Origin of the sequence: Thermogemmatispora sp., from assembly GCF_019683755.1 — a bacterium.
GTDB lineage: Bacteria > Chloroflexota > Ktedonobacteria > Ktedonobacterales > Ktedonobacteraceae > Thermogemmatispora.
Window position 1 is genome coordinate 1 of sequence record NZ_JADGHT010000438.1, and the last position, 3,330, is coordinate 3,330.

At 57.5% G+C, this 3,330-nt stretch carries 1 protein-coding gene; it reads left to right on the forward strand.

Annotation, left to right across the window (positions count from 1 at the left end; all coding sequences use genetic code 11):
• The first annotated feature begins 326 nt into the window (after positions 1 to 326).
• Positions 327 to 2,684 carry an ATP-dependent helicase gene (locus tag IRZ24_RS18460; protein ID WP_297167608.1) on the forward strand — a complete coding sequence of 786 codons (2,358 nt, stop codon included), beginning with the start codon at positions 327 to 329 and terminating at the stop codon, positions 2,682 to 2,684.
• Positions 2,685 to 3,330: the final 646 nt, after the last annotated feature.

A 3,330-nucleotide genomic window follows, 5' to 3' on the forward strand; every position in this document is an offset into this window, starting at 1 on the left:
AACATATCAAATATATTGATAATATAGTTTTCGCCAACTGTCAAGGGCAAAGTCTGAGGAGGGCGTCCCGTGGACGCAACTGGGGGCATAAGGGAGCTCGTTACGAGGGTAGGCCAGTCCCCACTAAGGGCAAGGGCCAGAAGTCAGGGGGTAGCCTGGCCACGCTTGTGCCCGTGGCCAGAATGCGCTACAATAAAAGCCCGAAACATCGACGCTCCCGACCAAGGTGGGGCGCCAGCCGCGACGCGAGCCAAGTACGTCACCTACTCACCTTCAACACTCGCCTTTGCAGCACACACGCAGACGCGATAAACCTGGATCGACCGATGCCTGAGTATACCGATCTGGAACAGGAGATACTGGCCGGCCTCAATGGGCCACAGCGAGAGGCCGTCACCACTACTGAAGGGCCGCTACTGATCCTGGCCGGTCCCGGCAGTGGCAAGACGCGCGTTATCACCCACCGCATTGCCTACCTGGTGCGCTGCCGGGGCGTGCCGCCCTGGCACATTCTGGCCGTGACCTTTACGAATAAAGCCGCCCGCGAGATGCAGGAACGCCTGGAAAGGTTAGTGGGCCTAAGCGAGGCCCGTGAGATGTATATTGGTACCTTCCACGCCATCTGCGCTCGTGTGCTGCGCGCTGAGGCGGAGCTGCTGGCGCCGCTTGGCCTAACGCGCTCCTTTGTGATCCTCGACACTGATGATCAGGCGGCCATGATCAAGCAGGCTCTGCGCGAGCTTGACCTCGATGAGAAGCAGTATCGTGTCTCACTGATTCATGCCTTGATTTCGCGCGCCAAAAACGCTATGCTCTCTCCCTACCAGATGGCTGAGCAGGCTCGCCGTTATACCGAGGAGGTGGCCGCTCGCGTCTACCGGCGCTATCAGCAGCTTCTGCGGGCCAATAACAGCGTCGACTTTGACGATCTCCTGATGCTCACCGAGCAGCTCTGGCGCACAGAACCGGAGGCCCTGGAACGATATCAACAGCGCTGGCGGTATGTCCATGTCGACGAGTTCCAGGACTGCAACATTCCACAGTATAAGCTGATTCGCCTGCTGGGTCGGGGCAGCTACGAGCGGCCTGGGGGCAGCGGCAATGTCTGCGTGGTTGGCGACGACGACCAGATGATCTATAGCTGGCGGGGCGCCAGCGCCGAGAACGTCCAGGCCTTTGAACGCGATTTCCCCGAGGCGCGTGTCATCCTGCTGGAGCAAAACTATCGCTCGACGCAATATATCCTTGATGCTGCACAGTGCGTAGTACGGCGCAACACGGCCCGCAAGGAGAAAAGACTGTGGACGGCGCTTGGCCAGGGCGAGAAGCTGATCTACCACGAAGCCTATAACGATGAGGCCGAAGGGCTGTACGTTGCCGATGAGATTCTCAAGCTGCTGGCCCGTGGCGAGGTAGCCCATCGCGGCGAGATCGCCGTCATGTATCGTACCAATGCTCAGTCGCGTGTCCTTGAAGAGCAGTTTCTGCGGGCCAACATTCCTTATAAGGTTATTGGCAGCCGCAAATTCTATGAGCGCAAAGAAGTCAAGGACATGCTGGCCTACCTGCGCCTGCTGCTCAATCCCCACGACGATCTGAGCCTGCAGCGCATTATCAATGTTCCTAACCGCAAGATCGGTCCAAAGTCGCTGGGCGAGCTGCAGCGCTGGGCGCGCGAAGAGCAGCTTTCGCTCTATGCCGCCCTACAACGCAGTGAGGATCATCCGACCTTGGGACGAGCCGCCAAGAATGCCTTGCAGCAGTTTGCTCAGCTACTTGAAGAACTGCGCGCTGCCGTGGCGGAGCTGCGTCTGCCAGAGCTTCTAGACCGTGTGGCAGAGCGCACTGGTTATGGTCCCGAGCTGCGCTCTTCTCCCGAAGGTGAGGAGCGCTGGAGCAATATCCTGGAGCTGCGTCGCGTGGCTGAGGACTATGCCGAGCTCGAAACCTCGCTGGCTCTGGAGCTGTTTCTGGAGAATGTGGCCCTTGTGGGTGGGGCCGACGTGGTGCAAACCGGCGAGGAGGGTACCCTCTTCCATGAAGAGGATCAAGATGCGGTCACGCTGATTACGTTGCATGCGGCCAAAGGCCTGGAGTTCCCGGTGGTCTTCATCGTCGGACTGGATGAGGGCATCCTGCCACATGGGCGCTCTATTGATTCTCCTGAGCAACTGGAGGAAGAGCGTCGCCTGGCCTACGTCGGTTTCACGCGCGCCATGCGCCGCCTCTATTTAGTGCGCGCCCGTCGCCGTTCATATTTCGGCGATGTGGTCTATACGGAGCCGTCGCGCTTTCTTGCCGACATTCCCCCTGACCTCTTTGCTTCTGGCCCGGGTACCCTGGGGTCCCGTAGCTCACTGCGCCAGCCCTCAGCCTGGGAGCGCTATGAAGGCTATGACCATGATCCTCGCGCCGGTTATGGCGGTACCAGCACTGGCTCCCGCCTACGCCGCTCTGTGCCTGCAGACACGACCTTCGCGCCTTCCTCCTCCGATGTCTCCGCCACCCCAGCAACCCCGCGCTTCCAGCCCGGCGATCGCGTGCTGCACCATCTCTTTGGTCAGGGTATTGTGCTCAAGAGTGAGCTGGAAGGTGGCTCCGAGTTTGTCGAAGTGCAATTTCAGGGGAAGCATGGCAAAAAGCGCCTGAGCCTGGATTATGCCCGCCTGGAGCGCCTTCCCTAAACCAGGGGCGGGAGCAGTTCGACGCTGATTGCAGCCAGCGAGATCCAGCCCTCGGCGGCAGGGGAGGGCCGGCTCTGCCTGGTTCGTTCTCTCTCCCTCTCTTGCCAGCCTCTTCCTGGTCTGAGACGCTCCTCGTCGCCTTGACCAAGAAGCCATGCAGCACCAAGGCCAACTATTCCCAGAAACCACGGGAGCTGAGCTTCAGGGATAGGATAATCCAACGGATAGCCAACCCCAGTATAAACGAGTGGATCGAAAAAACATCCAGGAAAACGCGCTGCCTTTGGATGCCGCCCATCACCGTTACTCTCCAGATCGGGAGAATACCCATCGTTCCAGCCTGAACATCAATCTTTTTCTATTCTGATAGCTCTTTGTTTGATGAATAACTTTCAGTGCCTTGAAACCGAAGAGCCATATCTGGCTTTCCCTGACCTGGGTGGAGTATACTCTCTCTGTTAAGATCATATGAGTATCGGGTAATATGATCATGAGAAGCTCGCTTTGTTTTGTTGCTAAGATATGCTTATCAAGAGAACAGGCAAGTGAAATGTCAAAAACCGCCTGCTTCCAAATATGGCTATTGCCAGACCAAATATAATCACCTATTATAGATCTAGCCTTTTATTCTTATATATTCTCAGAT

Bases quoted from the DNA above. Each gene is read 5' to 3' on its own strand.
- IRZ24_RS18460 (WP_297167608.1), top strand. From the start codon at position 327: ATGCCTGAGTATACCGATCTGGAACAGGAGATACTGGCCGGCCTCAAT.